The sequence below is a fragment of the Burkholderia sp. WAC0059 genome, assembly GCF_002870125.1.
Taxonomy (GTDB): domain Bacteria; phylum Pseudomonadota; class Gammaproteobacteria; order Burkholderiales; family Burkholderiaceae; genus Paraburkholderia.
The window spans coordinates 124,416-146,151 of sequence record NZ_PNEO01000006.1; the positions used below are offsets into that span (position 1 = coordinate 124,416).

General features: G+C 66.0%; 20 protein-coding genes, 1 pseudogene and 1 riboswitch. Of the genes and pseudogenes, 12 read left to right on the forward strand and 9 right to left on the reverse strand.

Annotated elements, in window-relative coordinates:
• Nucleotides 1-81 precede the first annotated feature (81 nt).
• Nucleotides 82-2,313, forward strand: coding sequence for an NADP-dependent isocitrate dehydrogenase (locus CY652_RS08270; protein ID WP_102130231.1), 2,232 nt, complete (start codon nt 82-84; stop codon nt 2,311-2,313).
• Between the two features lie 146 nt (nt 2,314-2,459).
• Here the strand turns inward: CY652_RS08270 and CY652_RS08275 are convergent, their stop codons facing one another.
• Nucleotides 2,460-3,002, reverse strand: coding sequence for a DUF1003 domain-containing protein (locus CY652_RS08275; RefSeq protein WP_102130318.1), 543 nt, complete (start codon nt 3,000-3,002; stop codon nt 2,460-2,462).
• 190 nt (nt 3,003-3,192) lie between these two features.
• Between CY652_RS08275 and CY652_RS08280 the strand changes: the two genes are divergently transcribed.
• The 4 genes from CY652_RS08280 (at nt 3,193) to CY652_RS08295 (ending at nt 5,767) form a co-directional block, all read left to right on the forward strand.
• Nucleotides 3,193-3,732 (forward strand): GNAT family N-acetyltransferase, encoded by a 540-nt coding sequence (locus tag CY652_RS08280; protein WP_102130232.1) that lies wholly within the window; start codon nt 3,193-3,195, stop codon nt 3,730-3,732.
• Between the two features lie 67 nt (nt 3,733-3,799).
• The gene (locus tag CY652_RS08285; protein WP_102130233.1) at nt 3,800-4,288 is read left to right on the forward strand and encodes a cupin domain-containing protein; all 489 of its coding nucleotides are present in this window, start codon (nt 3,800-3,802) and stop codon (nt 4,286-4,288) included.
• Nucleotides 4,289-4,423: 135 nt separating this feature from the next.
• The gene (locus tag CY652_RS08290; protein WP_258002236.1) at nt 4,424-4,918 is read left to right on the forward strand and encodes an ASCH domain-containing protein; all 495 of its coding nucleotides are present in this window, start codon (nt 4,424-4,426) and stop codon (nt 4,916-4,918) included.
• A gap of 116 nt (nt 4,919-5,034) precedes the next feature.
• Nucleotides 5,035-5,101, forward strand: a riboswitch (Fluoride riboswitch).
• 342 nt (nt 5,102-5,443) lie between these two features.
• The gene (locus CY652_RS08295) at nt 5,444-5,767 is read left to right on the forward strand and encodes a DUF190 domain-containing protein (protein ID WP_102130234.1); all 324 of its coding nucleotides are present in this window, start codon (nt 5,444-5,446) and stop codon (nt 5,765-5,767) included.
• Between the two features lie 49 nt (nt 5,768-5,816).
• Here CY652_RS08295 and CY652_RS08300 read toward each other — a convergent pair whose 3' ends face one another.
• Nucleotides 5,817-6,764, reverse strand: a complete 948-nt coding sequence (locus CY652_RS08300; RefSeq protein ID WP_102130235.1) for an oxidoreductase — start codon at nt 6,762-6,764, stop codon at nt 5,817-5,819.
• Between the two features lie 503 nt (nt 6,765-7,267).
• On the opposite strand from CY652_RS08300, the gene CY652_RS25030 reads away from it, so the two are divergent.
• Nucleotides 7,268-8,827: a methyl-accepting chemotaxis protein gene (locus tag CY652_RS25030; protein WP_102130236.1), complete on the forward strand. Its 1,560-nt coding sequence runs from the start codon at nt 7,268-7,270 to the stop codon at nt 8,825-8,827.
• A gap of 238 nt (nt 8,828-9,065) precedes the next feature.
• The gene (locus CY652_RS08310; protein WP_102130237.1) at nt 9,066-9,707 is read left to right on the forward strand and encodes a LysE family translocator; all 642 of its coding nucleotides are present in this window, start codon (nt 9,066-9,068) and stop codon (nt 9,705-9,707) included.
• Between the two features lie 6 nt (nt 9,708-9,713).
• Here CY652_RS08310 and CY652_RS24400 read toward each other — a convergent pair whose 3' ends face one another.
• From CY652_RS24400 to CY652_RS08330, 4 genes are read right to left on the reverse strand one after another with little or no spacing between them, the layout of a single operon-like run.
• The gene (locus tag CY652_RS24400) at nt 9,714-10,556 is read right to left on the reverse strand and encodes an energy transducer TonB (RefSeq protein WP_258002237.1); all 843 of its coding nucleotides are present in this window, start codon (nt 10,554-10,556) and stop codon (nt 9,714-9,716) included.
• Entirely contained in the window at nt 10,546-10,947 is a 402-nt protein-coding gene (locus tag CY652_RS08320) for an ExbD/TolR family protein (protein WP_102130238.1), read from the reverse strand. The genes CY652_RS24400 and CY652_RS08320 overlap by 11 nt, the downstream gene beginning before the upstream one ends.
• Entirely contained in the window at nt 10,944-11,579 is a 636-nt protein-coding gene (locus CY652_RS08325; protein ID WP_102130239.1) for a MotA/TolQ/ExbB proton channel family protein, read from the reverse strand. The genes CY652_RS08320 and CY652_RS08325 overlap by 4 nt, the downstream gene beginning before the upstream one ends.
• A gap of 22 nt (nt 11,580-11,601) precedes the next feature.
• Nucleotides 11,602-13,953: a TonB-dependent receptor gene (locus CY652_RS08330; RefSeq protein ID WP_102130240.1), complete on the reverse strand. Its 2,352-nt coding sequence runs from the start codon at nt 13,951-13,953 to the stop codon at nt 11,602-11,604.
• Between the two features lie 235 nt (nt 13,954-14,188).
• On the opposite strand from CY652_RS08330, the gene zigA reads away from it, so the two are divergent.
• Together zigA and CY652_RS25035 are read left to right on the forward strand one after the other, a co-directional pair.
• Nucleotides 14,189-15,418: a zinc metallochaperone GTPase ZigA gene (zigA, locus tag CY652_RS08335; RefSeq protein ID WP_102130241.1), complete on the forward strand. Its 1,230-nt coding sequence runs from the start codon at nt 14,189-14,191 to the stop codon at nt 15,416-15,418.
• 34 nt (nt 15,419-15,452) lie between these two features.
• Nucleotides 15,453-15,567: pseudogene (locus tag CY652_RS25035) on the forward strand (DUF1153 domain-containing protein); the annotation flags it as partial.
• 244 nt (nt 15,568-15,811) lie between these two features.
• On the opposite strand, the gene CY652_RS08345 reads toward CY652_RS25035, so the two are convergent.
• From CY652_RS08345 to CY652_RS08355, 3 genes are all read right to left on the reverse strand, one after another.
• Nucleotides 15,812-16,513, reverse strand: a complete 702-nt coding sequence (locus CY652_RS08345; protein WP_102130321.1) for an ABC transporter permease subunit — start codon at nt 16,511-16,513, stop codon at nt 15,812-15,814.
• On the reverse strand, nt 16,513-17,253 hold the full coding sequence (locus CY652_RS08350) for an amino acid ABC transporter permease (protein ID WP_102130242.1): 741 nt from the start codon (nt 17,251-17,253) through the stop codon (nt 16,513-16,515). Before CY652_RS08350 ends, CY652_RS08345 begins: the two co-directional genes overlap by 1 nt.
• 67 nt (nt 17,254-17,320) lie before the next feature.
• Nucleotides 17,321-18,217 carry a glutamate/aspartate ABC transporter substrate-binding protein gene (locus CY652_RS08355; protein WP_102130243.1) on the reverse strand — a complete coding sequence of 299 codons (897 nt, stop codon included), beginning with the start codon at nt 18,215-18,217 and terminating at the stop codon, nt 17,321-17,323.
• A gap of 825 nt (nt 18,218-19,042) precedes the next feature.
• Here CY652_RS08355 and CY652_RS08360 point away from each other — a divergent pair.
• From CY652_RS08360 to CY652_RS08370, 3 genes are read left to right on the forward strand one after another with little or no spacing between them, the layout of a single operon-like run.
• Entirely contained in the window at nt 19,043-19,891 is an 849-nt protein-coding gene (locus tag CY652_RS08360) for an ABC transporter ATP-binding protein (RefSeq protein ID WP_102130244.1), read from the forward strand.
• Nucleotides 19,888-20,712, forward strand: a complete 825-nt coding sequence (locus CY652_RS08365) for an ABC transporter permease (RefSeq protein ID WP_102130245.1) — start codon at nt 19,888-19,890, stop codon at nt 20,710-20,712. Before CY652_RS08360 ends, CY652_RS08365 begins: the two co-directional genes overlap by 4 nt.
• On the forward strand, nt 20,694-21,674 hold the full coding sequence (locus CY652_RS08370) for an ABC transporter substrate-binding protein (protein WP_102130246.1): 981 nt from the start codon (nt 20,694-20,696) through the stop codon (nt 21,672-21,674). The genes CY652_RS08365 and CY652_RS08370 overlap by 19 nt, the downstream gene beginning before the upstream one ends.
• Nucleotides 21,675-21,736: the final 62 nt, after the last annotated feature.

Sequence of the window (21,736 nt, forward strand, 5' to 3'; positions counted from 1 at the left end):
GCCGTTCCGCTGCAATCCCGCCGGCTCAGCGCCGCCACCGCCTTGTCTTGTCCATCACTTCATCCAGGCAACGCATCAGCTATGTCTACATCTTCCAAGATCATCTACACCCTCACTGACGAAGCGCCGGCGCTCGCGACGTACTCGCTGCTGCCGATCGTCAAGGCCTTCACGCGCTCGTCGGGCGTCGCCGTCGAAACGCGCGACATCTCGCTGGCCGGCCGGATCATCGCGACGTTTCCCGAGTTTCTGAGCGACCAGCAGAAGATTTCCGACGACCTCGCGGAGCTGGGCGCGCTGACGCTGAAACCGGAAGCGAACATCATCAAGTTGCCGAACATCAGCGCCTCGGTGCCGCAACTGAAGGCCGCGATCGCCGAGCTGCAGGGCCAGGGCTACAAGCTGCCCGCCTACCCGGACGAGCCGAAGACCGATGCCGAGAAGGACATCAAGGCGCGCTACGACAAGATCAAGGGCAGCGCCGTCAACCCGGTGCTGCGCGAAGGCAACTCGGACCGCCGCGCGCCGCTGTCGGTGAAGAACTACGCGCGCAAGCATCCGCACAAGATGGGCGCCTGGAGCGCCGATTCGAAGTCGCACGTCTCGCACATGGAGACGGGCGACTTCTACGGCAGCGAGAAGTCGGCGCTGATCGCGACGGCCGGCAACGTGAAGATCGAGCTGACGGCCACCGACGGCACGAAGACGGTCCTGAAGGAAAAGACGCCCGTCAAGGTCGGCGAAGTGATCGACGCCTCGGTGCTGAGCCGCGCCGCGCTGCGCAGCTTCCTCGAAGCCCAGATCGCCGACGCGAAGAGCAAGGGCGTGCTGTTCTCGGTGCACCTGAAGGCGACCATGATGAAGGTCTCGGACCCGATCATCTTCGGCCAGGCCGTCGAGGTGTTCTACAAGGACGTGCTGACGAAGCACGCCGACGCGCTGGCGAAGGTCGGCTTCAATCCGAACAACGGCATCGGCGACCTGTACGCGCGCCTGAAGGATTTGCCCGAAGCGACGCGCGCGGCGATCGAGGCCGATCTCAAGGCCGAATACGAAAAGCGCCCGGCGCTCGCGATGGTGAATTCCGACAAGGGCATCACGAACCTGCACGTGCCGAGCGACGTGATCGTCGACGCGTCGATGCCGGCGATGATCCGCGAGTCGGGCCGCATGTGGGGTCCGGACGGCCAACTGCACGACACCAAGGCCGTCATTCCCGACCGCTGCTATGCCGACGTCTACCAGGTCGTGATCGACGACTGCAAGAAGCACGGCCCGTTCGATCCGGTGACGATGGGCAGCGTGCCCAACGTCGGCCTGATGGCGCAGGCCGCCGAGGAATACGGTTCGCACGACAAGACCTTCCAGATCGCGGCGAACGGCGTGGTCCGCGTGACCGACGATGCGGGCCAGGTGCTGCTCGAGCAACCGGTCGAGGCCGGCGACATCTGGCGTATGTGCCAGGTCAAGGACGCGCCCGTGCAGGACTGGGTGAAGCTCGCCGTGAACCGCGCGCGCGCGACGAACACGCCGGCCGTCTTCTGGCTCGATTCGGCCCGCGCGCACGACGCGCAGATCATCAAGAAGGTCGAGAAGTACCTGAAGGACCACGACACGAGCGGTCTCGACATCCGCATCCTGAACCCCGTTGAGGCGACGCGTTTCTCGATCGAGCGCATTCGCGCCGGCAAGGACACGATCTCCGTCACGGGCAACGTGCTGCGCGACTACCTGACCGACCTGTTCCCGATCATGGAGCTCGGCACGAGCGCGAAGATGCTCTCGATCGTTCCGCTGATGGCGGGCGGCGGCATGTTCGAAACGGGCGCGGGCGGCTCGGCGCCGAAGCACGTGCAGCAGTTCCTCGAGGAAGGCTTCCTGCGCTGGGATTCGCTCGGCGAGTTCCTCGCGCTGGCCGCGTCGCTCGAACACCTCGGCAACGCCTACCGCAACCCGAAGGCGCTCGTGCTGGCGAAGACGCTCGACGAGGCGACGGGCAAGTTCCTCGACGAGAACCGCTCGCCGGCGCGCAAGGTCGGCGGCATCGACAACCGCGGCAGCCACTTCTACCTCACGTTGTATTGGGCAGAGGCGCTGGCCGCCCAGAGCGAGGACAAGGAGCTGCAGGCCCAGTTCTCCGCCGTCGCGAAGGCGCTCGGCGAGAACGAAGCCCGCATCGTCGGCGAGCTGGGCGCGGCGCAGGGCAAGCCCGTCGACATCAAGGGCTACTACCATCCGGACGTCGAGCTGACGAGCAAGGCCCTGCGGCCGAGCGCGACGCTCAACGGCATCGTGGACGGTATTGCCGGTTGATTGACTGACCGGATTGGCGCCGGCGTCATGCCGGTGTCGTGACGACGGTCATGCCCGGAAAGCGGGCCACGCGGAGCGATTCGCGTGGCCCGCTTCGTTTTTTTGCGTATCCGTGTTGCACGGACGATGTGAGCGTCCCGTCGCGCTCAGTCCGTCGCCAGCACCTTCGCGTGCATTTCGCGGGTCAGCGCCTCGATGCGCTCGCTTAGCTGCCGCGTGATTTCGGTGAGCTCGGTGTTCTGTTTCAGGAGCGCGGCCATCTGCGCCGTGTGCTCGGTCATCTGCAGTTGCCGCTCCTCGGCGGATTTCGCGATCTCCTCGCGATGGCGCGCGTCCGCGTCGGCGAGGGCCTTGTCGCGTTCGGCCTGGCGCGTCTGCGCGAGCAGGATCAGCGGCGCCGCGTAGGCGGCCTGCAGGCTGAATGCGAGATTGAGCAGAATGAACGGGTAGACGTCGAATTTCGTCAGGCCCGTCACGTTGGCGATGACCCAGATCGCGACGATCAGCGTCTGCGCGACGAGAAACGTCGGCGTGCCGAAGAAGCGCGCGAAGGACTCGGCCTTGAGCGCGAACCAGTCGTCGCCGAAGGTCGAGGTCAAGTGCTTGTACGGCAGATGGAACCGCAGGTGATGCCAGCCCTCCGGACTGGAGGGCTGTTTGCCGGCCTTGGCCTGATCGAATGGCGTCATGACGATGGGCTCGCTGGAGTGGAATGTCGTGACAATGTACACGAAGCGAAATGGCGGGCGGGTTCGGGATTGCTGTGCGCCTGTTTCCCCTGCGTCCGTTCAGGACGCTCTTTTCCGCGAATCGAATCCGGGAAACCGCTATAAGCTCGTACTATCGATTGATCTTTCAGGAATCAGGGCAGGGAATGGCATGAGAATCGCGGTTGCGCCGGAGTCGGGGTATTCAGGGTTTTTTTTGCGGCAACTCGAGCGGGCGGATGTTGCCGAATGGTGCGCCTATCTCGCTTCGGAGCCGGTGAGACTTCAATCGGGGGGAAACGTCTATACGGAGGAGACCTTGCTGGGGTTCTTCAACGGCTTCGAATCGCCGGGGGTCTCGTCGCCGAGACGGCTCGCGATCGTCGATGCCGGGACGAAAGCCCTGGCGGGAACGGTGGGATTTCACTCCGTGTCGGCGCTGGACGGGCGCGCGGAGGTCACCTACGACCTGGCGCCGGCCTACTGGGGCCGGGGCATCGCCAGGGCGATTTGCCGGTCCGTCACCGAATGGGCCTTCGACGAATACGGATTCGCGCGGGTTCAGGCCACTGTGCTCGATACGAACGCGCGGTCGCAACGCGTTCTCGAAACGTCGGGGTTCGTCTATGAAGGGTTGCTGCGCAACTACTGGAAGATGAACGGCAAGCCGCGCGATTTCAGAATGTACGCGAGGATAGGCGAGAGCCGGTAAAAGAAAGGGTTTCTTGTCGCGCGGGTTGTCGAACCCCGTCGCCGAATTGCTTTCAGGAGGACTTGCCATGGACCGCCCCGGCTTTATCCGGCACTGGACCGAACTCGAAGAGCCTGACAACGCCCACTATCGGGGCGACACGGAACGCATGGGCATCGGTGCGCCGTTGGCCCGAAAGCTCGGACTCGAGCGCATCGGGATTCATCACGTCAGGCTGCTGCCGGGGCGCCGAACCTCGTATCCGCACGCGGAAAGCGCGGAGGAAGAGTTCGTGTACGTGCTCGAGGGAACGCCCGACGTCTGGATCGACGGCGACCTGCACCGGCTGAAGCCGGGCGACTCTGTCGCCTTTCCCGCCGGCACGGGCATTTGCCATAGCTTCCTCAACAACACGGCGCGCGAGGTGAGCCTGATGGTGATCGGCGAGGCGTCGAAACCGGAGAATCGCATTCGTTATCCATTGAACGCCGCGCACGAATCGACGCGCCCCGATCGATGGGCGGACTGGCCGGCCCGGCCGATCGGACCGCACGACGGCAAGGCGCGCGTCGAGTGACGGGGCGGGTGGATTTTATGGGCGATGCGAAGCGGCGTTCCGGCCGGATGCGCCGCTTTCCGCGCTCGAGCGCGTGATCGGCATCGTCTTCGAGACGGTGCCTCAGGATTAACCCTTCAGGAAAACGCGGCGCACATGGACTCGAATCTGCATCGGCTCATTGCCGAATGGGCGGCGCGCGGCATGGCCTTTCCGGAAGGGCGCGTCCGGATCGGCGGTTTCGGCGATTCGGAGCCGCTTTCGGAAGCGCTGATCGCGCTCGTTCGGGCCGGCGTGAAGCGGGGGACGTGCAGCCTTGCCTGGTCCTGGGCGTTCGACGGCGAGGCCGTTCCGACGGTCGGAGACGTCGAGATCGTGCTGGATTGGCATCGGCGTCCCGTGCTCGCCCTGCGGATCACCCAGGTGGAAATCGTGCCGTTCGATTGCGTGACGGCCGAATTCGCGGCGAGCGAAGGCGAGGGCGACCTGTCTCTCGCGTACTGGCAGGCCGAGCACTGGCGCTTCTTCACACAGGAATGCGAACGGATCGGACGGGTGGCCGACAAGTCGATGCCGCTTGTCTGCGAGCGTTTCGAGCTGCTTCATGCGCTGGCTCCGACGGAGCGGAGCGAATATCCGCGACAGGGCTGAGCCTGCGATCGCGCGCAGTCTGCGAACTCGTCGATCGATTCCCGGCCGGGTAGCGCCCTGGGTGCGCGCCTTGGGCGCGCCCCGTCGGGGACGGCGGGTTTTGAGTGTGCTACATTGGTCGCGATGGAGATGGCATTCCTCCGACAACCGCCGCGCCCTGCGGCTGATGATGCCTACGTGTCGCCTGTGGACAGGCTGCGTAGGTTGCGTTCGCCTGTCCCCGACGAGAACTCGACCATGGACAGCGCAATGTGGACCCCTCAACTCGAAACCTGCTTTTTCCGGTCATGCCGCGAGGTGCCTTCGCGGCAAACCGTGCTGCCGCTCGCGTGATCGGCGGCCGTTTTTCCGCCTGGGCGACTGTTTCGTAACTGTTGCGCGGCAGGCGGTTGTGCTGCTCCGGCGCGGTCGACAACCGGCCTCGCCGTTTGAAGCAATCCGGATTGACGTCTGCGGTTTGCCGGCGGCGACGATGGTGGGAATCGCGTCGGTCCGGCGGCCAAAATCGCATTGAGGAGAAACGCAATGGACGGCTACCTCGTCACCTTCTATACCCAGCAGGACCGGCGTCATCGCGGCAAGCCGGTAGCGGACTGGCTGGTCCAGTTGTCCGGCGAACTCGGGCTGCGCGGCGCCACGCTGATTCCGGCCGCCGAAGGGATCGGACACGACCGTCGGCTGCACTCGGCCCATTTCTTCGAACTGACCGATCAGCCCGTTTCGGTGCAGATGGCGGTCACGACCGCGGAATGCACGCGTCTGTTCGAGCGGCTGAAAACCGAGCGCGTGCATCTTTTCTACGTGAAGGCTCCGGTCGAATTCGGCGTGCTCGGCGAAGACGCGTCGTAACGCGCGACGCCCTGGTCGGCGCAATCGTGCCGGGGCATAGGGCCGACGCTTACCCGAACGCCGTCCCCGTCAGCGTCTCGCAGACCTGCCAGAGGCGCCGGGCGTCGGCTTCGTTCCTCGCCTGGGGCGCGACCTTCGCCGGCCCTACCTGCTCGCCGCGCGCCTCGAACAGGCCGAGCGGGCCGTAGTAGCCGCCGTCGACGACGTCGGGCGCGGTCGCCGCGTAGAGCGTCGGCAGTGCGCCGGCGAGGTCGCTGTTCAGCACGGCGCCGATGAATCCGCTCAGGGCGGCGCGGATTGCCCGGCCGGCGGCCGAATGCTCGCCGCTGCGAAACAGGTTCGTGTTCGCGACGCCGGGATGCGCGGCGACCGACATCACGCGCGAGCCGGCCGCGCGCAGGCGCCGGTCGAGTTCGAACGCGAACAGGAGGTTGGCCAGCTTCGACTGGCGGTAGGCGGGCATCGGTCCGTAGTGCCGCGTCGACTGAAGGTCGTCGAAGTCGAGCCGCCCCTGTTTGTGCGCGATCGAGGCGATCGTCACCACGCGCGGCTGTTCGGTCGAGCTGTTAGCGGCCATCTCGAGCGCGGGCAGCAACAGGCCCGTCAGCGCGAAGTGGCCGAGCACGTTGGTGCCGAATTGCAGTTCGAAGCCGTCGGCGGTTTCGAGCCGTCGGGGCGGCGCCATGACGCCCGCGTTGTTGACGAGGAGGTCGAGCGGCTGGCGCCGCGCGAGTTCGCCGTCGGCAAACGCGCGTACCGACGCGAGGCTGGCGAGGTCGAGCGGGGCCAGCCGTACCCGGGCCTCGGGCACCTCGGCCCGCAGGCGCGCCAGCGCGCGGGCGCCGCGCCGCTCGTCGCGGCAGGCGAGCACGACTTCGGCGCCGTGGCGCGCGAGGATCGCGGCCGCGTGGTAGCCGATGCCGCTGTTCGCGCCGGTGACGACGACGTGCCGGCCGGTCTGGGGCGCGATGTCGTCGGGGGTCCACGGTCTGCTCATGTTCGTTGCCGGTCGGTCATTGCAGGATGAAAGCAAAATGCAGACTACCACCAGACCCGGACATTTCGCATGAGCGGTTTTCTTTATGGTGAAAAACGCATATCAGCTATGGGCCGAATGCGGGGTGCGGAATTTTTTCCGTCGTAGCGGGCGATGTGTCCCGGTGTCGCCCCTGCCGGCCGGAATCGCGGCGGTCCGCCGGAAATCGATCCGGTTTGGGCCGTATTTCGTGACATTTCACTTCATTCCGGCGTATTGCCGGCCGGTCATTCTCCCATTCGCCTTGGCCCGACCGGACGCCATTTAACGGGAGCCGGCCGAATATCGGCAGGCGCCGGCCGGAATGGCGGCTCATGACATCGGACGCGCTGCCGTTAACCACCCCATAAAGGCGGATCGATTATCGCGGTACGTCGCGGTTCCGGTAGCTGCATTGCGCCGAAACCCGCAGCGACAAGGCTTCCGTTGCCGGTCATTCGAAGTGTGGAAGAGGTGGAAAGCAAATGACTATTTCTCGTCGTCTGATACTCACGTTGACGATCGCATTACTGGCTTTATTGATTGTCGGCTCAATCGGGCTATGGCGACTGAATCAGGCTGAACAGCGGTTCGAATACGTGCAGAGCAACGTGATTCCGAGCACGAAAATCCTGAGCGACGTCCGCTACGAAATCGGCGATATTCGCCGCCTGATTTTCCGCGAAATCATGCTGGTGAACGAGCCGACGCAGCGCGCGGTCGTCGATCGCTCCATCGAGGCCGCCGACCAGCATATCCAGCAGCTTTTCGATACGTACGGCCGCGAGGACATTTCGAGCGACACCGACCGCAATCTGCTCAACGAGGAAGAAGCCGCGTTCGCCGCCTATCTGCCGGCGCAGCACGCCTACGTCGCGAAATGCCAGGCCGGCGACGCCGACGGCGCGAAGAGCATGCTGTTCGACGGCGGCGCGCTGTACCCGGCGAGCCAGAAGCTCGTGGTGTCGCTCAACCGGCACATTACCTACAACCAGCAGCTCAGCGACAGGCTGCGCGCCGAAAACGACGCGGCCTACCACCAGACGGTGTGGCTGCTGTCGCTCGTCTGCGTGGCGGCTATCTTCCTGTGCGCGCTGCTCGGGCTGAGCCTGTATCGCGCCATCACGTCCGGGCTGAACGGCATTCGCGGCACGCTGCGCGACGTCAGCGAGTCGCTCGACCTGACCCGCGTCGTGGAAGTCCGGCGCATGGACGAAGTGGGCGAGGCGGCGACGGCGTTCAACGCGCTGCTCGATCGCGTGGCGCGCGTCGTGGCCGAGGTGCGCCAGTCCGCGGGCTCGGTCAGCACGGCGTCCGGCCAGATCGCGGCCGGCAACGTGGACCTCTCCTCGCGTACCGAGGAGCAGGCAGCCTCGCTGCAGGAGACGGCCGCCAGCATGGAGCAGTTGACCACGACGGTGAAGCAGAACACCACGGGCGCGCGCGAGGCGTCGCGGCTCGCGCTCGAGGCCACCCAGGTCTCGGACAACGGCAAGCTCGTCGTCGAGCGCATGCTCGGCACGATGGGCGAGATCACGTCGAGCTCGGACAAGATCGCGGAGATCACGGCGCTGATCGAGGGCATCGCGTTCCAGACCAACATCCTCGCGCTGAACGCGGCCGTCGAGGCCGCGCGGGCCGGCGAACAGGGACGCGGCTTCGCCGTCGTCGCCTCGGAGGTGCGCAGTCTCGCGCAGCGCTCGTCGGCGGCGGCGCGCGAGATCAAGGACCTGATCGGCAAGTCGGTCGAGACCATCGAGCTCGGCTCGACCCAGGCCGCCGAGGTGGGCCGCACGACCGACGAGGCGCGCGAATCGGTGAAGCGCGTCGCCGATATCATCGGGGAGATCGCGGCGGCCTCGGACGAGCAGGGGCGCGGCATCGAGCAGGTCAATCGCGCGATCTCGCAGATGGACGAGGTCACGCAGCGCAACGCGGCGCTCGTCGAGCAGGCCGCCGCCGCCGCGCAGTCGCTGCAGGAACAGGCCGCGCATCTCGACAGGATGGTGTCGGTGTTTACCGTCGGAAACGCACGCGCCATTTAACGTCGTGGTCGGGCAATCGTTTGCAGTCGGGTCGGCAATCGGGTTTGTAAGCGGCGGGCGTTTTTTGCCTTCGCTCCCGGCCTAAACGGTTTCGCCGGATGGTCGGCGGCGCGCGCGCCGGGACTGTCCGGTCCGGGCGCCGGCAAACTGTACATGGGTGCGTCGGGGCGCGCCGCCGACAATCCGTTGACCGCCTGCGCGCAACGACAGGCGGCAACGCAAAATCGGGAGGCTGCTCATGAGCGCCCATACCTGGCTCACGACGAACGCGCTGTTCGCCTGCTCGGCCTATTTCGTCGGCACGGCCAGCCCCGGGCCGAGCAATCTCGCCATCATGTCGACCGCGACGGCGCACGGCAGGAAAGCCGCGCTCGCGTTCGCGCTCGGCGTCCTGTCCGGTTCGCTGTGCTGGGCCCTGCTCGCGATGCTGGGGTGGTCCGCCGCGCTGTTGGCCTGCTCCCGGCTCATCGTCGCGATCAAGCTGTTCGGCGGCCTCTATCTGCTCTGGCTCGCGTTCAAGTCCGGCCGCTCGGCGCTGGCGGCGAAGCCGGCCGTCACGTTGGTCGGCCCGCGGCCGCGCGCGCCGCGCGAACTTTATCTGTCCGGCGCGATGCTGCATCTGACGAATCCGAAGGCCATTCTCGTCTGGCTTTCGGTGGCGGCGCTCGCGTCTCCCGCACGCAGCGGGCAGCCGGGCACGGGCGTCGTCATGGCCTGTTGCCTCGCGATCGGCCTGTTCGTGTTCGGCAGCTACGCGATGCTGTTTTCGATGCCCATCGTTCGTCGCGGTTACGTCCGGGTCCGCAGGGGGCTGGAGGGCTGCCTCGCCGTCGTGTTCGGGCTCGCGGGCTTCAGGCTCCTCGTGTCGCGAACCGGTTAGCGTCGTTCAGTCGACGTTGACGTGGACCCGGATGTCCTGCGTGCTTTCGACCGGCTGGCCGTTTTTCATCGCCGGAAAGAAGCGCCATTGGCGCAGCGAATCGAGCAGCAACTGGTTCAGCCGGGGGCTTTGCGTGGGATGGATCAGCGTCACGTCGACCGAGCCGTCGGCATGGATCGAAAAGCGCGCGAGCGCCACGGCGCGGAGCGCGTCGTCGCGCAGATCGTCGGGCAGCGCGGGCAGCGGCTGGAGGAGGGCGCGGGCCGGGACGTTGCCGGATGCGTCGCCGGCGGACGGTGCGGCGCGTGTGCCGGCGAGTGCGCCGGGCGTCGCGACGGGCGTGGGGCCTGGCGTACCGGTTGCGGGGCCGGCCGGCCGACCGGTGGCGTCGGCAGTCGATCGGGTCGTCGTCGCATGGGTGGCCGCTTCCGTTTCGGTGGAGACGGGCGGCGTATGCCCGGGTTCGGCGGGGCTGGGCGACGGCGCGGCGAGTACGACCGGCCTGGGCGGTCGCGGGCGGGCCGGCGCGGTTTCCGTCCGCGAGACTTTCGATGGCGTAGCCGGCGCAACGCGGCGCGCCGTCGAACCGATACTGCCGGACGGTGACATCGCAACCGGCGCGTGTGCATCCGCGGCCGGCGTTTTCGGCGGCGGCAGTCGCACGAGCCGCGCGTCGAGCGCCGGCAAAGGCGCCACGGGCCGGTCGAATTCCGACAGCCCGCGCGCGAAGTCCGCGACGAACGTCCACCAGAGCACGACGGCCAGCACGAGTGCCGCCGCGATTCTCGGGCGGGGCGCATCGAACACGTCGAGCACGCGTCCCGCGCGCGTCCGTCTTCTATGGGTCACGTCGAAGCGCAATCAGGAAGTGTTCGGCGCCGCCTTCGCGCGCGCGCAGCATGGCCTCGACGACGAGCCCGTCGGGCGCGGCCGAATCGGCGGCGATCACGATGTTGCCGTCGGGGCGCACGAGCCGCCTGACCGTCGCCGCGATCTGGTCGGGCCGCACGCGCTGCCGGTCGATTTCGACGTGACCGTCGCGGGCCACGCTCAGCGTGAGCGGCACGGCGCCCGCGAGCGGCTGGGCACGGCCCGCGGGCAGGTCGAGCTTCATCGCGTCGAGGCGCTGCATCGACAACGACGCGAGCATGAAGGTCGCGAGCAGAAAGAACATCACGTCGATCATCGGAATGATCTCGATGCGTCCCCGCCGCGCGGTTCGCGAGCGCTTGAGCTTCATGGCGAGGCGGCGGCCGTTTCGCGCGCGAGCCGCACGCCGGCCAGCCACGTGCCGGCGAACGCCTCCATTTCTTCGACGAGCCGGTCGATGCGCCGCGAAAAATAGTTGAAGGCAAAAAGCGCGACGAGCGCGACGACGAGGCCGATGGCCGTCGCGACGAGCGCCTGCGCCACGCCGCCCGTCACGCCGGCCGGATTGACGAGCCCGTTGTCGCCGAGCAGCCGGAACGCGCGCATCATGCCGACGATCGTGCCGAGCAGGCCGACGAGCGGCGCGGCCGTCACGACGGTTTCGAGCACCCACAGGCCGCGCGACATGTCGCGCTGCACTTCGAGCGCCAGCGTGCCGGCGCGTTCCTCGATCCACCAGACGGGTTTGTCCGCCTCGCGCGCGAGCGGCGTCATGAGCCGGCGCAGCGCGTGGCGCTCGGGCAGCGCCGCGAGCGTGGCGTTCAGCGTTCCGTCGAGGCCGGCCTGCACGCCGGGCACCGGCGCGAAGCGCCAGAACACGTAGGCGCGCTCCAGAATGATGACGAGCGCGGCGAGCGCGATGAGGCTCAGCGGGTAGACGATCCATCCCGCGATGCGTGCCGTGCCGATGAAACGCTCGATGAAGTCGGGCCAATCCTGCATGGGGTGCCTCGATGTTCGCGACTCAGAAGAATTTCGTGATGCCCGCGTAGACCGCGCGATATGGGCCGTACTGCGGCGCGTACACGCCGATGCCCGAGCCGTCGCGCAGCTCGTAGACGTCGCCGAACGCGTTGACGAGCACGACGCGCGCATCGACCTTGCCGATCAGCGGCGCGTTCAGATGCTGGATCACGGAGAGGTTGAACTGGGTGTAGAGCGGCAGCTTGCCGGTGTTGGCGAAGCCCTCGCGCAGGCCGCTGCCTATCGTGCCGTCCATCGTGAAGGTGGTTCGGCCCCAGGTATAGGCGCCGCCGAGCGAGGCCGTGACGCGCTGGTCGTGGTCGAGGAATACCCAGTGGTTGGCGATGAAGGCGAGCTCGGCCGAATCGAAGTTGAACTGCGCGGAATCGACGTCCTTGCCCTGGGAGCGGCTGAACGCGACGTTCAGGTAGGCGGAGACGTTGCCGTGCCTGTAGTTGGTCGTGAGTTCGACGCCGTAGACGCGGCCGTACGCGTAGTTGAACGGCGTGTAGATGAGCGCGGTGCCGAACTGGCCGAGGTCGAGCAGGTCGTGCGCCTTCTTGTAGTAGGCGTCGAGCCCCACGGTCAGGTCGGAGCCGAACCGCTGCGTGATGCCGACGTCGTAGTAGTCGTCGCGCTCGGGTTCGACGGGGTCGTTCTGGGTGACCTGGCTCTGGTTGGTCGTGCCGACGTAGCGGCCGATGGTGGTGCTTGCCACGAGCTCCATCGAGGGCGGCGTGAAGTAGCGCGCGTAGCCCGCGTGCAGCGTCGTGGTCGGCGTGAGCTTGAAGACCGCGCCGATGCGCGGGTCTAGCTGGCTCGCCTGCACGTACTCGTTCATGCCGTCGTAGCGCAGGCCGTAGTTCAGCGTGAGGCGCCCGTTGATCTTCCACTCGTCCTGGACGTAGACGCTGTAGAGGTAGCCGGTCTTGCTGCTCGCGTCGTCGATCGTCGTCGGCACGTCGGAGGTCTGGTTGCCTGCCGCGTCGACCGGAAAGACCGAGACCGCGTCGTTGAAGTCCGCGTGGTCCTGCTGCAGCAGCACGCCGGCGCGAATCGTGTGATGGTCGTTCAGGCGCCAGGTGGTGTCGGCCTGCAGGCCGTCGTCCGTGTCGCTGTGAAAGTCGTTCGACGCCACGCCGTTGAAGATCAGGTCGCCGGTCGGGTCGGGGTTGAACTGCGTGCGCGTGTAGCGCGTGAAGAACGCCACCTGGTAGTCGAGCGCCGCCCCGTTCGTGCCCTGCAGCGCGACCACGGCGAAGTTGTTCAGTTCGGACTGCGTTTCGTTCAGGTCGGCCGAATTGAAGTTCGGCACGCCGGCCAGCGTGTACTGGGGCGTGAGGCCAGGCGTGTCGGGTAGCTGGAACTGGTTGGCCGCCGTGCCCACCATCAGGCTCACGCGCGTGAGCGGATTGATGAGGTACGACATGTAGCCGAAGCCGTTGCCCTGGCGCGTGTGGTCGTGCAGCGGATCGGGGTCGGACGTCGGCGCCTCGATGCCGAGGTTGTTTTCGCCGAGCGAGCCGCTGAAAAAATAGGTGAGGTCGCCCTTGCTGCCGTAGACGTCTGCGCTCGTCTGGAGGGTCTGGTGGCTGCCGCCGTAGACGTCAATCGCGCCGCCGTCGCCGAGGTCGCCCGACTTCGTGGTGATGTCGATGATGCCGGCCGTGCGATAGCCGTATTCGGCGGGCAGCGCGCCCGTCAGCAGGTTGACCTGGTCGATGATGTGCGTGTCGAGCGACTGCCCGAAGCCGCTGATCGGCTCGGGAATCAGAATGCCGTTGAGGCGGTACTGCAGGTCGGCGTGGTCGCCGCGCACGTGTAGCTGGCCGTACGAGTCGTCGGCCACGCCGGGCGCCTGCAGCAGGACCTGGTTGAGCGGCGTGTTCTCGCCTTGCGGCATGGTCTGGATGTCCGCCTGCGTGATGCGGTAGATGCTGCTGCCGGTTTCGGGCAGCAAGCCGTTGCGCGCTTCGTCGAGCCGTTTCGCGTCGACCTCCACGTCGAGCGTGCCGTCCTGCTTCAGCGCGAGCGTCACGCTCGCCGGATGGCCGGCGCTCACGCTGGCCATCTGCGTGGCGGTGGCGTAGCCCTGCGCCGAGACGACGAGCGCATACGTGCCGGGCGGCACGGCTTCGAGCGCGAAATGGCCGGTCGCGTTCGTGGAGGCCTGGCCGGCGTCGGTGCCGGCGGCGGTCGTGACGTGAACGACCGCGTGGGCGACGGGTTTGCCCGCCGCGTCGGTGACGGTGCCGCTCAGCGTCGTCTGTGCGTCGGCCGCCCGGACCTGACCGCCGGCCAGCGCGGCGAGCACGAAAAGGCCGACCTGCGCCCTGCGTATGCGAGGTTTCATGTTCTGAAGGTGGTGGATGTCGTTGATTTGCCGCCCCGGCTCGTCCGTTGCGAACCGGGTACCCCGTGCTGCGCGCGACGCGTCCGGTCAATCAGGGCCTTGCGGGCTTGTCGCCAGTACATCTGTCTCGCGTCTTGTTGAAATGATATAACATTGCATTAATGTCCGTTCCGTTTTTTTACGGACCGACTTCAGCGGATCAACTTCAGCGGACCAACGACAAGGAGCCCGCCTCATGGATGCACGATTGCCCGTTACCGTTCTGTCCGGCTTTCTCGGAGCCGGCAAGACGACGCTGCTCAACCACATCCTCAACAATCGCGAGGGGCGTCGCGTGGCGGTCATCGTCAACGACATGAGCGAGGTGAACATCGACGCGGCCCTCGTGCGCGACGGCGGTGCGCAGCTCTCGCGCACCGACGAGAAGCTCGTCGAGATGAGCAACGGCTGCATCTGCTGCACGCTGCGCGAAGACTTGCTGCTCGAAGTGAATCGCCTCGCGCGCGAGCGCCGTTTCGATCAGCTCGTCATCGAATCGACCGGTATTTCCGAGCCGCTGCCCGTGGCCGAGACGTTTACCTTCGCGGACGACCAGGGGCGCAGCCTGGCGGACGTCGCGCGGCTCGACACGATGGTGACGGTCGTCGACGCGTTCAACTTCCTGAAGGACTATGGCAGCGCGGACAGCCTGCGCTCGCGCGGCGAATCGCTCGGCGAGGCGGACCAGCGCACCGTGGTCGACCTGCTCGTCGAGCAGGTGGAGTTCTGCGACGTGATCGTGCTGAACAAGGTCGATTTGATCGACGCGGACGGCCGCGAGCGGTTGATGGGCATGCTGCGCAGCCTCAATCCGCGGGCGCGGATCGAGGTGGCCGAGTTCGGCCGCATCGGGCTCGACCGGGTGCTCGACACGAAGCTGTTCGACTTCGAGGTGGCCGCGAGAGCGCCGGGCTGGCTCAGGGAATTGCGCGGCGAGCACACGCCGGAAACGGAGGAGTACGGCATCGCCAGCTTCGTCTGGCGCGCGCGGCGGCCGCTGCATCCCGAACGCTTCTGGCAGCTCGTCGGCGAGGAATGGCCGGGCGTCGTGCGTTCGAAGGGCTTCTTCTGGCTGGCGAGCCGGCCCACTTACGCCGGGTCGTGGTCGCAGGCTGGCGGCGTGTGCCGGCACGGCGCGGCCGGGCTCTGGTGGGCGGCCGTGCCGCGGGAGCGCTGGCCGCGGGACCCGGAGGCACTCGAGGCCATCGACGAACGTTGGGACGAGCACGTCGGCGATGCGCGTCAGGAGCTCGTCCTGATCGGCATCGACATGGACGAAGCCGGTTTGCGGCGCCGGCTCGATGCCTGTCTGCTGAGCGATGCGGAGATGGCGCGGGGACCGCGCGCGTGGCTCGCGCTACCCGATCCGTTTCCGGTGTGGGGCGGCGAAGTGGAGGACGATACGCCGGATCGAACGCACGCGTAGCGGGTCGACGGGAGAGAATTGAAGGAACGTGACGATGAGCGTGAAGATGGAAGAAGACCATCAGGCGATGGACAGCCAGGCGCAAGGGCGCGCTGGTGCTGGGCATCATCCAGGGCAAGACGACGGCGGCGCAGGCCGGCCGTGCGTACGTACGATCTGTCTGACTCCCGTTACGCGCGTCGACCGCCGGCAACCGGACGCCGCCGAATTTCACCGGCTCGGGACCGTGCCGCCCGAAGCCGAATAGTTCGTCAACCTAAACATTATAGGTACCAGTCGCGCGTACCAGCGCGACTTTACGGCCTTCTGGCATCCTGCAGCCGGACGAATGCCGTTTCGCGCCTACGACAGATGTGCAAGCTCACCTGTAAACGCGGGCGCACCGGCAGCGAGTCAAAGAAACCCTTTCCCCGGTACGACTCCGAACCTCGCTTGCAATTGCCGCACCACGGCGGACAGGGCCGTGCAGACACAGAAATAGCATGCGCCGGCGAATACGATCAGTTCGACCGTCGTGCCATCCCGCGCGCCAATGTTCGACGCGATAGTGAAGAAATCGCCAAGTCCGATCACGTAGACCAGCGACGTGTCCTGGAACAGGATGATGGCCTGCGTCAGCAGCAACGGCACGATGGCCCGCAGCGCCAGGGGAAGGACGATCAGTTGCGTACACTGGAAAGGCGTCATGCCGAGCGCCAGCGCTGCATTGACCTGTCCGGCCGGAACGCTGTTGACGCCCGCGCGAATGATCTCCGCGTAGTAAGCCGCCTCGAATAGCGAGAACGCGATCAATGCGGAGACGCGACGTATATCGATGTTCGACGGCAGATGCAGCAATGCCGACAGCAACTGCGGCACGACGAGAAAGAATACGAGCAGCACCACCGGCATCGGTACCGCGCGAAAGGCCGTCACATAGGCCTGCGCGAACGCCGACAGCAGCCGCGAACGCGACAGCCGGAACAGGGCCAGGAGCACGCCGACGCAAAACCCCGCGACCAGCGCAACCGCCGTTATTTCAAACGTCAGGTGCAGGCCGCGGGCCAGCTCGGGCAAATCCTTCAGGATGACGGACCAGTGAAAGCTGTACGGCATCATCGACCGCCCGATGAGGTAGCCAGCCGGACGGACTTCTCGATGCGCCGCGCGACGATCATGACGAGGCCGGTCATCAGGGCATAGCCGGCAATGATCGCAATAAACGACTCGTACGCCTGGGACGTGTAGTCGACCATGCGCTGCGCCTGCGCGGAAAGTTCGAGCACGCCGATCGTCGAGGCGACCGACGAGTTCTTGATGATGTTCAGAAATTCGGACGTCAGCGGCGGCACGAGGTTGCGTGCCGCGACGGGCAGCAACACGTACCGGTAGGTCTGAAACAGGTCCAGCCCGAGGGACAGTCCCGCCGCCCGCTGCCCGGCCGGTAGCGCCTGCAGGCCCGAGCGCACCTGCTCGCACACCCGCGCCGACGTGAACAACCCGAGGCAGACCACCGACGCCAGCACGCCGGCTTCAGTCGGCGGTAGATGCTTGATGGCGCTGCCGAGCTGGCCGGGCAGCAATTCGGGAACGACCCAGAACCAAAGGAAAAACTGGACGATCAACGGAATATTGCGGAACAGCGCAACATAGCTGGCCGAGTACCAGTACAGCGCTTTGCCCGGCAAGGTCCGGACGATACCCATCGATACCCCGACCGCCAGCGCAATGATCCATCCCGCAAGCGAAATGCCGACAGTCGCTTCCAGCCCCGAAACGATCCACCCGAGGTACGTGGACGGTTCTCCGGTACCGACAGGCTGGAGAAAGATCGCCCAGTCCCAGCGATAACCCATATCTGCTCCACGACACGATGACAGGCGCGGGCCGCAGCGCATCGCTACGCGCGGCCGGCCACGCGAATCAGCTCAGAGGTTTGTCGTTGGGCGCCTTGAACAACGCCTTGAGATCGTCGCTCTCCGGCAAATGCAGATTGATGCCGCCCGGCGGAATCGGGCTATCGAACCACTTTCTGTAAAGCACATCGGCCTGGCCCGAGGTCTGCAAACGGGCGACCGCATCGTCAACCACCTTTTTGAAGTCGGGATCGTCCTTGCGGAACATGCACCCGTAAGCCTCTTTCGATTGAGGCTTGCCGACGATCACGTAATCGTCGGGATCGGGCGCCTTCGCGCGTTCGCCGGCCAGCATCGCGTCGTCGAGCATGAACGCGTCGGCCCGCCCCGTCGAGAGCGCAAGGAACGACTCCGCCACGTCCTTCTGCGTCGTGATGACCGCGCCCAGGTGCTGGTCGGTATCGAGCCGGTGCAGGATCTGCTCGGACGTCGAGCCCGCGTTGGTCACGACCGTGCGCCCCTTGAGGTCGGCGAAGTCCTTGATGCCCGAGTTTTTCTTCGTCAGCAGGCGTGTGCCGATAATGAAGATCGTATTGGAAAAAGCGGCCTGTTTCTGCCGTTCCGCATCGTTCGTCGTCGTACTGCATTCGATGTCGATCGTCCCGTTCACCAACAACGGAATACGGTTCTGCGGCGTAATCGCGATCGTCCTGACGGTAAGGTTCGGCCGATTCAACTTCTGTTTGACCGCGCCCACGATCGCGAGTGCGATGTCCTGCGAATAGCCGATGCTCTTCTGCTGATCGTCGTAATACGAGAACGGCACAACCGCCGGGCGAACGCCGAGGACGATGGTGTCGCTATTCGCGATTTTCTGCAGCGTACCGGAAGTCTGTGCGTGAGCAGATCCAGTCGCTACCAGCGAGGCGGCAAGCAGCAATCGAAGCGTGTTCTTTCGAATCATTATGGATGGTCTCCGGAATATGGCTCGCATTAATCGGTCGCAAACACGAGCAGTTCGCAAGTAAAACGCAACCGGCCTGGCGGGGGCAAATATTTGTATCCGATTTGTTATTCGTATTTTCTGCTAAGTTCGCAGCGTAGCATGCAGTCGAACGACCGGACGGGCAATCATCCGTCATTCGCGATTGCCGGGCTGATGGACGCAGAGATATGGATTCCCGACAGCCATAACGTGAAGCGGAACAGTGACGGGACGTGAAATCCTCCGCGGGTAACAACGCCCGCTACACCGCTTCCGTAAACGCAAAAAGCCAGGGCGTCATGTCCTGGCTTTTGTTCTGTTCAGCAGATACGGCAGCGGAGAAGAAAGAGCGCAATGTGCGCCCGGTTCGCTGCAAGAAGCAGACTGCGGGTTACAGCACAATCAGCCGCAGTTCAATACCTGCCCGCCAATGCGAGGCATTACTTTGCTTGCGGCGACTGTCCGCGCATCTGGCGCGACGCGGCATGCTATCGGAGCCGGAGCCTTGTACTCCGGCTCTTTCCGTTGTGCGGCATCCGCATCCGCAACGCCGGCTTACAGTCCGCTGTCCATGCAGCGATAAGAGACAGCCACGACGGGTCCGCTTTGGAACTCGCCGCTGACCTCATCTTTTTTTTTGACCAGGTTACCCGTTTTTTTGGATTGTGCATTATGCGTTATGCACAGTCCACGATGGCGCTGCCCGATACGCAGCGTCCGGCATGGACGAAGACGCGCGCGGACAGCGGCCGGGGCCCGTGCGGGCGCGTCGTTCGACGACATTGCGTTCTTGTGAGGATGCCCATGAGTTCACCCCCTCTTTCTTCGGCGACCGGGGCCGGCGCGCGCGCGTCGAAGCCCGCCGACCGTCTGCTGGTCTCCGAGCTCAGCCACGCGTTCGTGACGGCCGACGGCGTCAGCGTGCCGATTTTCGACAAGCTCGATTTCGGCGTCGGCAGCGGCGAGATCATCTCGATCGTCGGGCGCAGCGGGGCCGGCAAGAGCACGCTGTTCAATCTTATCTCGGGGCTGCTCACGCCGCAGGCCGGGCGCGTGGCGGTGGGCCGGCGCGCCGACGGCAGCGAGGGGCGCATCGCCTACATGCTGCAGAAGGACCTGCTGATGCCGTGGCGCACCGTGCTGCAAAACGCGGTGCTCGGCATCGAGCTTTATCGCAAGGTGACGCGCGAGGACCTCGAGCGCGCGCGCAGGATGCTGGCGCGCTACGGCCTCGACTCGGTGGCCGGCGCCTACCCGCATTCGCTCTCGGGCGGCATGCGCCAGCGCGTGGCGCTCACGCGAACCCTGCTCGTCGACCCGACGCTCGTGCTGCTCGACGAACCGTTCTCGGCGCTCGACTACGAGACGCGCCTGACGCTCGAGGACGACGTCATGGCGCTGCGCGAGCAGAGCGGCACGAGCGTGATTCTCGTTACGCACGACATCGAGGAAGCCATCGCGATGAGCGACCGCGTCATTCTGCTCGGCGGCCGGCCCGCGCGCATCGAGGACGACATCGAGGTTTGCCTCTCGACGACGGGTCCCCGCACGGCGGTGTCGGCGCGCGAGGCGCCAGAATTCCGCACCTTCCACTCGCGCATCTGGAACGGACTGCGCGGCCATAACATCCAGCACGCGGGAGCATCGGCATGAGCGACGTGGCGATATCGACAAACACAACGGCGGCGCGCAAGCGCGCGCCCTCGAACCGTTCGCGGCAACTGGGCACGACGCTCGCCGTGAGCGCGATCGTGGTCGTGCTCGTCGCGCTCTGGCAGGCGGCGGTCGGCCTCGGCTGGATCAACGGCCGCCTGCTCGGCTCGCCCGAAGGCATCTACCGGGCCGCGGTGCTCGGGTTCTCGCCGCAGGGCACGCTCGTCTCCGACACGCTCATGACGCTCTACGAGACGGTGCTCGGCCTCGTGATCGGCAGCGGCCTCGGCATCGGGCTCGGCCTCGTGCTCTGGTTCGTGCCGCTCGTCTCCGGCGTGGCCGAGGGGCTTTCGATCATCCTGAACAGCATTCCGAAGATCGCGCTCGGGCCGCTCATCGTCATCTGGTTCGGCGCGGACATGGCCTCGAAGGTGTGGCTCGCGGCCATCTCGACGTTCGCGGTCGCGATGATCTCGGCGTGCGCCGCGGCGCGCGAGGTGGACAAGGACCTGCTGAACCTGTTCCGCTCGTTCAAGGCGAAGCCCGCGCTCATCTTTACCAAGCTCATCGTGCCGGGCGCGATGCCGTGGATTTTCTCGACGCTGCGCGTGAACATCGGCTTCGCGATGATCGGCGCGGTGGTCGGCGAGTACATCGCCTCGCAGGCGGGGCTTGGGCATGAAGTGTTCGTCGCCGGGTCGCTCTTCGACCTGAACACGGTGTGGCTCGGCATCATCGTGCTCACGCTCATGGCAACCATTCTGAGCTGGATCGTTCAATTCACGGAAGCAAGGGTCATTTCATGGAAAACAAAACGGTGAAGTTCGTTCGCACGTGCGTCGCGGCGGCAGTCGCGGCCTCCGGGGTTCATGCAGCGGTGGCGGCGCCCCAGCCCGTCGTCGTCTATCAGGCCTTCCAGTCGATCCAGTATCTGCCGCTCTACGTCGCCATCGACAAGGGCCTCTTCGCGAAGAACGGCCTCGCCGTGCAGAAGATGACGGCCAACAGCGGCGCGGCCGGCGTGGCGGCCGTGATCGGCGGCCACGCGGACTTCTCGCTGCAGGACCCGATGACGGCCGCGCTCGCCGACCTCAAGGGCGCGACGGTCGTCAACGTGGCCGAAGTGGTGGCCGGCGTGCCGGTCTGGGTCATCGCGCCGCCGGGTTCGTCGCTCAAGAAGGCGTCCGACCTCGTGGGCAAGAGCGTGTCCACGGCGCTGCCGCCGACGACGAGCACCTATCTGCTGCAACGGCTCGTCAAGGACGAAAAGCTCGCCAACGTGAAGGTCAGCACCGTGCAGATCGGCACGGAACTCGCGCCCGTCGACGCCGGCCGCGCCGACGCTGCGTGCGTCTACGAGCCCCAGGCCGACACCGGCATCTCGCAGGGCTATCACATCGTCTACGCGTTCCCGCGTGCCTATCCGGGCGGCTATGCGTTCTCGACCATCGACACGCTCGCCTCGACGATCAAGACGAAACCGCAGATGGTCGCGGCCTTCGTGAAGTCGATGGGCGAGGCCGAGGCGCTGATCCAGCAGTCGCCCGACACGGCCAAGGCCGTCGCGCGCGCCGAGTTCCCGTCGCTGAACGCGACGGTGGTGAACAACGCCGTGCAGCGCATGATCGACCAGAAGATCTACGCGACGACGCCGGGCATCTCGCAGCAGGCCTACAGCAACGCGCTGGACCTGCAGCAGGACATCGGCAACATCAAGCCGGGCAGCGTGACCTACGCGAGCGCCGTGGACAACTCGTTCGCGGCGGCGGTCTCGCACCCGTAAAGCGCGGACCGGCCGCGGCGCGCCGGACAGCCGGGCGCCGCGGCAAGCGACTGGCGCCGCGC